Consider the following 7,541-nt stretch of genomic DNA (forward strand, 5'->3'; position numbering starts at 1 on the left):
CAACGAAGAGGCTCGCGATAGCGCAGCTCCCAGCCAAGCCACCAGGACAGATTTCAGAAGAGGGCGCCGCTCTGAGAGTTCGCGCATGGCTGGCCCCAGCAAGACCTCGCATCCGCCGCGCGTGCCTCCATTAGAGTAGGCGCATGTCCGTTTGCCGATGCGATCTCCTCCCCCTTCCCCTGGTCGTCAGCGCGCTCACCTTCGGGCTCGCCGCGGCGGCCCATGCACAGTCGGCGCCTTCGGGCGATGGCGAAACGCTCCCGGCCGTCACCGTGAATGCCAGAGGCCGTTCGGAAGCCGCCCAGCAAGTGCCGATCCCCCTGACCTCGATCGATGGCGAAGCCCTGGAGACGCAGCAAAGCTGGCGGCTCGAAGACCTGCAGCAATGGTTGCCGAGTACCAGCATCACCTTCGGCGATCCACGGCAATCGGCCATCGCGGTGCGCGGCGTTGGAAGAAATCCATCGAACGACGGGCTCGAAGGCAGCACGGGCGTCTACCTCGACAACGTCTACCTGGGCCGCGCCGGCATGGCGACATTCGACCTGCTCGACATCGAGCGCGTGGACCTGCTGCGCGGGCCGCAAGGGACGCTATTCGGCAAGAACACGACCGCTGGCGTGCTGGCGTTGCACACGCGGCCGCCGAGCCGCGAGACCGAGCGCAGCCTGCAACTCTCGATCGGACAGCGCGGCCTTGCGCAGGGGCAAGCCATCTTCTCGGGCGCCTTGTCGGAAGAGACGGCGGGCCGGCTGCTGGTGTACGGCACCCATGAACGCGGCAACATCGAGAACCTCTACGACGGCGGCAGCGTCAACGGGGGCAATCGATCCGGCATTCGCGGCCAGTGGCTGATGCGCCGTGGCGACGCCTTCAGCCTGCGCCTGATCGCAGATGCGCACCGCGAGCGCTCCACGTATGGCACCCGCGTCATCTACTCGCTGGGAAGCGGACCGGCGCTGGCCCGCGCACGGGCCGGCGGTGCCACCGGCATCGTCACCGACCCGCGGCGCTATGCGGTCAACACCGACGGCGTGGAGCGCGTCGATCTCGACCAGGGTGGCGTGTCGGCCGAGGCGAACTGGAAGCTCGGGTCCGGCGCCACCGTCACGTCCATCACCGCCGGCCGCTCATGGAAGTTCGTGCCGACGGCCAACGACAACCTCAATATCCCCGTGCTGATCGACGGCGGCTCCCGCGTGCGCCAGCAGCAGTTCTCGCAGGAGCTGCGCTACGCCGGGCCCACCGGCGGTGCGGTCGACCATGTGGTGGGCGCGTTCTACATGCGCCAGCGAATGCGCAACGAGATCTTCACCGTGTTCGGTCCGCGGGCGGACATCGTCCTGCAGGGAACGTCCTTGCCCGTGCTCGCCAACGCGAGCACGGTGAGCTTCGGCGCGCTCGACACGGAGAGCTTCGCGCTCTTCTCCCAGGCCACGTGGCACGCCACGTCCAGGCTGGACCTCACGGCCGGCCTGCGCATCACGCATGAACGCAAGGACGCGCGCACCCATCGCGACGACTCGACCGGTGGTGCCCCCGCCACTGCGTTCCTGCGTAATCGTCCGATCGTGCTCGGGACCTATGACACAGGTCCGCTGGCCATCCGAAAAACAAGCCCGTCGGCGCTCCTGGGTGCGAGCTACCGGCTGGATGAGGACACGATCGGCTACGCGAGCTTTTCGCACGGCGAGGGGTCGGGCGGGATCAATCTGGCGGGGCCGGGGGCTGCTCCCGGCCCGCTCGGCGCCTCGTCGCTGATCATCGGGCCCGAACGTGTCGACAGCCTCGACGTCGGCGTCAAGAGCAGCTTGTGGGATGACCGGCTGACACTCAACCTGAACGCCTTCCTGGCGGGCGTCCGCGGCTACCAGACATCGATGTTCGTGCCCGCCGGCGCAGGCGCGGGCAACTACGTCGAGATCTTGACGAACGCGGGCGATCTCCGCAGCCAGGGACTGGAGTTGGATGCCACGGCCCGACCGGCGCGCGGGCTGACCGTGTGGGCCAACGCCGCCTTCAACGACGCACGCTACCGACGCTATGAGGACGCGCCCTGCCCATCAGAACGCGCGTTCGTGCCGCAGGGGCGCTGCAGCCTGAGCGGACGGCAGGTAGCCGGAACGCCGCGCTGGACATTCAACGTGGGCGCCGAATACCGCAGGTCCGTGAGCCCCACCACCCAGCACTTCGTTTCAGCGGCGTACGCGTGGCGGTCCGCACAGGACGGCACGCTCGACGGGTCGGTCCACTCGCGCATCCCGGCCTATGGCCTGCTGAACCTCGCCACCGGTTGGAAGGTCGCACGGGGCAATGAAATCTGGAGCATCTCGCTCTGGTTGCGCAACGCGCTCGACAAGAAGTATTTTCCGACCGTGGCCGCCACCGCGAATGGTGCCTACGTGGCATCGGTCGGGACGCCGCGCACCCTGGGACTGACAGTCCGGCTGGACTACTGACCTGTTGGATTCCGCCGGTCATGTGACTTGTTCGAGCGGCGCAGCCGGAAGCGCGAGGCGGAATGTCGACCCGCTGGTGCCTGTTTCGTGCAGCATCACGTCGCCGCCATGGCGCATCGCGATCTCGCGCGACAGGTAAAGCCCCAGTCCGGTGCCGGCCACCGCGCTCGCGGTTGCGGCACGGAAATATTTCTCGAAGATGCGGGCCTTGTCGGCCACCGCGACTCCGGGTCCGCGGTCGATCACGTCGACCTGCACGATGTCGCCCGTGGGCCGCAGCACGACATGCACCGGTCGATCCGGCGGCGAGTACTTCAATGCGTTCTGCATCAGGTTCTGCAGCGCGATCTCGAGCAGCGCTCGATCGCCGCGCACCTTGGGCAGGGGTTCGCGGACGTCGATGGACAGGCGCGAAGCGCCGGGAAAGTGGAAGCTCTCGCACAGGCCACGCGCGAGCGCCGCGATGTCAAGGACTTCGAGGTGAAGCATCCGGTTCTCGGGCTGGAGGCGGTCGGCCAGCAGGATGTTCTCGATCAGCATGGTCAGGCGCTGCACGGCGCGCCGGATCCGCTCGGTGCGCTGCTTCACCACGGGTTCCGCACCGAGCTTCGAGATGTCGAGCGATTGCGCCGCGCCGTCGATCACTGTCAAGGGCGTCCGGAACTCGTGCGACACCATCGAGACGAACTCGCGCTGCTGCACGATCGCCCGGCGCTCGACTTCGAGCGACTCGCGCAGCCGGGCCTCCAGACGGGCGCGGGCCGCGATCTCCTCATGCAGCGCGGCATTGGTCTGCTGCAGTTCGGCGGTGCGTCGCACGACCGTGCCTTCGAGCGCCTGTTCAGCTTCCAGCCGCACTGCGAGCACGCGCTCGCGCTCGGCGCGGTAATCGCGCTCGGCGCGCCGCGTCCGGTCGGCCACGGCCACGTTCAGCAGGATGAGGTGGCACATGGTGCCGAGCCAATAGATGCGATCGGGCGTCACGCCGGGCACCTGGTCGCCGAGCCAGAGCTTCAACAGCCCATAGAGCCCAAGCACCGTTCCCACCGCGAAAGCCGAGGCAGGCAGCAGGTACTGGAACTGGCGCCGCACGAAGAGCAGGTAGCAGACGAAGACCGCGCCGAACAGCGTGGATGCGGCGCTGCCCGCGCTGACCCAGGGGGCGATGGCGGCGTGATGACCGGCCAGGGCCAGCACGAAGGCAACGAAGTTGTACACCACGACCGCGTTGAAGAAATGTGCCGCGGGCGGCCAATGGCGCCGGAACTGGAAGATCCGCGCCATGAACGCGGTACCCACCATGTTGAAGAAGCAGTTGACGACCAGCAGCGTCTGCGCAACGCGCTCGGGGCGGTCGCCGAGGAACCACTCCGCTGCGAACCCCTGGCGGTTGACGGAGAGCGCTGCGATGCAGAGGACGTAGAGCGCGTAGTGGGCGTAGAGCCCGTCCCGCAGCCAGGCCCCGAAGATCAGGTTCATGCAGACGGCGAGCAGGGCGGCGCCAAGCAGCACACCCATGATGGTGTAGTCGGCCGTGCGGTCGCGCTCGAAGCCAGCGGGCTGCCACAGGTCCAGTTCGGCCCGCAGCGGCGGCCCGTCGTTGCGCAGCCGCAGGAAATAGACCGCCGGCTCGGTCGGCAGGTCGACCGGGAACACGAAGTTGTGGTCGGGGATCTCGCGCGCCGCGAAAGGGCGGGCGTCGCCGAGCGGCGTCTCGACGAAGCCGCCGCGCCCGTCCGGTGCATACAGCGTGGCTTCGTGGATGCGCGGCGGTCGCACACGCAGCAGCCATCGCGCGGGTGCATCGGGCGCGCGCGCCAGCGAGAAGCGCAGCCACACCGCGTCGCGGCTGAAGCCTTCCTCCGCCGGCCCGTCGAGCGGCGCGAAACCGTGCTGCCGCGCGCCGCTCGCGACGTCGGTAATGCGCCACCGGCCCGAGGCGTCGCGCTGGACCTCGAGGCCCCTGGAGAGTTCGACGCCGCGGCCGAGGCCGTCGGACGCCGACACCACCAGCGCCCTGGCGGGCATTGCAAAGCACCACAGCAGCAGGAACAGAAGAACGAGCAGGCGGCCCGGATCTGCCCGGGTGGTTTCGACGTCGAGGCGCATTGGGACGCGACTTTATACTTTCGGCGCCATGCCATCCCCAAGCCCGCGTCCCGGTCTTCGCATCCATGTGATCGAGGACGACGAAGACATTCGTGCAGAAACCGTCTTCGCGCTCGGAGAGCTCGGCTTCGAGGCGGAGGGCTTCGGCGATGCTCCATCGTTCTACAAGGCTTTCGCGGTCCAGCCCTGCGACATCGCAGTGGTGGACATCGGGCTGCCTGGCGAGAACGGATTGGCGATCGTTTCCCACCTGCGCGCGGTGCAGCGGCGGCTCGGACTGGTGCTGGTCACCGCGCGGGGCGAGCTCGAAGACCGGCTGCTGGGGCTGCGCGAAGGTGCCGACGCCTACCTGGTGAAGCCGGTGAACATGATGGAACTGGCCGAAACGCTGAACGCCGTCGGTCGGCGCCTCACGGCCGCACCTCTGGCGAACGCAGCACCCGCGCCTGAGCCCGCCGACTGGCGCCTGCTCGAGGGCGACTGGATCCTTGGCGATCCCGAAGGCCGGCAGATGGCGCTTACCACCAGCGAGCGCGCTTTCCTTGCTTGCCTCTTCCGGCAGCGCGGCACAGCGGCGAGCCGCGACGACCTGATCCGCGCGCTCGGTGGCGATGTGTTCGATTTCGACGAGCACCGCATCGATGCGATCGCCAGCCGGCTGCGGCGCAAGGCCGCGAAGCTCGGCATGCGCCTGCCGCTGCATTCGGTGCGCGGCACAGGGTACGTGCTCGCGAACTGACGCTGCCGGGCTGGCGCTCAGGCGCCAGGCGCATGGTCAGGAAGCGTCAGAAAAGGTCAGGAAGGGCGCATGAAACAAACGATCGGGGCTTGCACCATGCGGTACGCGCAACGCGCCGCATCTTCATGTCCTACTGGTTCCAATCTTCCGAGCGTGCGCACATCATGGTCATCGACGACAGCGTCGAGGAACTCCAGGTGCTGCTTACCGCGCTGCGTGGCGCCGGCCATCGCATCAGCCTTGACTTCGACGCGCTCGGAGGCTATCGCCGCGCCGCGGTGCTGCAGCCGGACTTGATCCTGCTCGACGCGCACTTGGGGGCCACCAGCGGCTTCGAGGCGTGCCGGCTGCTGAAGGCGGACCCCACCACCGCGCACATCCCGGTGATTTTTCTCAGCGCCGGTGCGACGCTCGAGGAGCGGCTGACCGGCCTGCGAGAGGGCGGCGTCGACTACATCCTCAAGCCCTTCGAATCCGAAGAGGTGCTGGTCCGCATCTCGGTCCATCTCGCGCTCGCACGCGCGCAAAAGCCCGACGATGTCGCCGAGGCGCCGCGCAGGCCGCTGGAGTCCGAAGACGAAGCACCCCATGACCTGGACCGCGTGATCGCCAGGGCTGCGCAGCGGCTCATCGAGAGCGACCTTGCGAACATTCCACCGCTGCCGGCGCTCGCCGCACGCGTGGGCACGCACGAGAAGCGGCTGACGCGGGCGTTCCGTGCCCACACGGGGCGCACCGTGCTCGAGTTCGCGCGAGAAGAGCGGCTGTCGCGCGCGCAGCATCTGCTCGCCCAGACGCTGCTCAGCATCGAGGACGTGGCGCATGCGATCGGGTTCTCGGGTGCCGCGAACTTCACGACGGCGTTCAAGGAACGCTTCGGCAGCACGCCTGCGGCGCATCGGCGGCTGTGTCGCGGCTGCGCGTGCGGCGCCTGAAAAAAAGCAGCGTTCCGCTCAGCAGCAAGCCGCTCGCCCTCCGGGGTGTGCATGCGGCGGATGCGTCACGCGTCGGGGGCGCGGCGGCCCACGCCGGCCTGGCGGCAGGCGGACGGCGTGCAGTTGAAGTACTCCCGAAATGCCGTCGCAAAATTTGCGGCGCTCGAGAACCCCACCGCCGCGGCGATCTCCTCGATGCGCATGGCCGATTCGATCAGCAGGCGGTGCGCCTCGTGCAGCCGTGCCTCGCGTACGAACTCGAAGACCGTGCAGTTCGCGAGTTCCTTGAACACGCGCGACAGGCGCTTCTCGTGCGTGCCCACGCGCGCAGCCAGTTCGCGCAGCGGCAATACATGGCTCAGGTCGGCGAGGATCAGTCGCTCCGCCGCCTGCATGAGCATGCGGTCCATGTCCGAGCCTGTCGCGCCGTCACCGTTCGTCGCAGGGCGCTCGGGTGGGGACGCAGATTGTGTGGAAGGGGAAATGCGCGACCTGCGGGATTCGGCCAGTGCCAGATGAATTTCGACGCGGGCCATCACCTCGGCCGGATCGAAGGGCTTCACGATGTAGTCGACCGCGCCGGCCCGCAGGCCCGTCAAACGCTCTTCCAGGCTGGCCGACGAGGTCAGGAAGATCACCGGAATGTCCGCCGTGGCCGGGTCAGCCTTCAGCAGGCGGCAGGCGGCGAACCCGTCGGTGCTGCCCAGACCCACGTCGAGCAGCACCAGGTCCATCTGCAGCGTCGTCGCGCGCCGGTAGCCCTCCATCGCGTCGAAAGCGAGGGTGATGCGGTAGCCGGCGCCCCGTAGCGTTTCCAGCAAGGGCTTGAGTTCGCCGACGCCTTCGTCGACCACCAGAAGATGAACTCTCCGGGGCTCCGGAGGTGACCAATACGACATGGAAAGAACGGGCACGGCAGTGGGACCGCGCTCTTTGGGTGAAGGCGATGAAACCAGGAATTACCTGGCAATCATTCTCACCATTGCCCGCCTGCTCCGGTTTTGCTCACCGGCGAATTCGCAACGCTATCTCGCAATTTGTGTGAAGTATTCGACGTTTGGATACCTTTGTAAACGACTGTACGACACGGCAAAAGCCGCGACCTCTCCGGCAAAAGCCCGGCTCACCCCCCGCACCAAGAATCCCGCCTCGTGCAAGCGCAAGCCGCGTGACCCCGGTCGGGTCTTGCTGGCGAGTCCTCGAGAGCCCCGGCACTCGAGATTTCCCAATGTGCGACCCAGGTTGTTCGTCCAGGACGAAGGCGCCCCGGGGTCTGGAGTCAAGAAGCAAGGACAAATC

5 protein-coding genes are annotated in these 7,541 nt (G+C 67.6%); 3 read left to right on the top strand and 2 right to left on the bottom strand.

What is annotated here, in order from left to right; translation table 11 throughout:
• The first annotated feature begins 143 nt into the window (after window positions 1-143).
• Window positions 144-2,459 (top strand): TonB-dependent receptor, encoded by a 2,316-nt coding sequence (locus RZE77_RS33315; protein ID WP_319442939.1) that lies wholly within the window; start codon window positions 144-146, stop codon window positions 2,457-2,459.
• An 18-nt stretch (window positions 2,460-2,477) separates the two neighbouring features.
• Here the strand turns inward: RZE77_RS33315 and RZE77_RS33320 are convergent, their stop codons facing one another.
• Complete coding sequence (locus tag RZE77_RS33320) at window positions 2,478-4,568, bottom strand: sensor histidine kinase (protein WP_319442940.1); 2,091 nt, start codon at window positions 4,566-4,568, stop codon at window positions 2,478-2,480.
• A gap of 28 nt (window positions 4,569-4,596) precedes the next feature.
• Between RZE77_RS33320 and RZE77_RS33325 the strand changes: the two genes are divergently transcribed.
• Window positions 4,597-5,307: a response regulator transcription factor gene (locus RZE77_RS33325; RefSeq protein WP_319442941.1), complete on the top strand. Its 711-nt coding sequence runs from the start codon at window positions 4,597-4,599 to the stop codon at window positions 5,305-5,307.
• A 125-nt stretch (window positions 5,308-5,432) separates the two neighbouring features.
• Window positions 5,433-6,242, top strand: coding sequence for a DNA-binding response regulator (locus tag RZE77_RS33330; protein WP_319442942.1), 810 nt, complete (start codon window positions 5,433-5,435; stop codon window positions 6,240-6,242).
• A 65-nt stretch (window positions 6,243-6,307) separates the two neighbouring features.
• Here the strand turns inward: RZE77_RS33330 and RZE77_RS33335 are convergent, their stop codons facing one another.
• Window positions 6,308-7,141 carry a response regulator transcription factor gene (locus RZE77_RS33335; RefSeq protein ID WP_319443456.1) on the bottom strand — a complete coding sequence of 278 codons (834 nt, stop codon included), beginning with the start codon at window positions 7,139-7,141 and terminating at the stop codon, window positions 6,308-6,310.
• Window positions 7,142-7,541: the final 400 nt, after the last annotated feature.

Source organism: Variovorax sp. SPNA7 (genome assembly GCF_033807855.1).
GTDB lineage: Bacteria > Pseudomonadota > Gammaproteobacteria > Burkholderiales > Burkholderiaceae_C > Variovorax > Variovorax beijingensis.

Bases quoted from the DNA above. Each gene is read 5' to 3' on its own strand.
- RZE77_RS33330 (WP_319442942.1), top strand. From the start codon at position 5,433: ATGTCCTACTGGTTCCAATCTTCCGAGCGTGCGCACATCATGGTCATC.
- RZE77_RS33325 (WP_319442941.1), top strand. From the start codon at position 4,597: ATGCCATCCCCAAGCCCGCGTCCCGGTCTTCGCATCCATGTGATCGAG.
- RZE77_RS33335 (WP_319443456.1), bottom strand. From the start codon at position 7,141: ATGTCGTATTGGTCACCTCCGGAGCCCCGGAGAGTTCATCTTCTGGTG.
- RZE77_RS33320 (WP_319442940.1), bottom strand. From the start codon at position 4,568: ATGCGCCTCGACGTCGAAACCACCCGGGCAGATCCGGGCCGCCTGCTC.
- RZE77_RS33315 (WP_319442939.1), top strand. From the start codon at position 144: ATGTCCGTTTGCCGATGCGATCTCCTCCCCCTTCCCCTGGTCGTCAGC.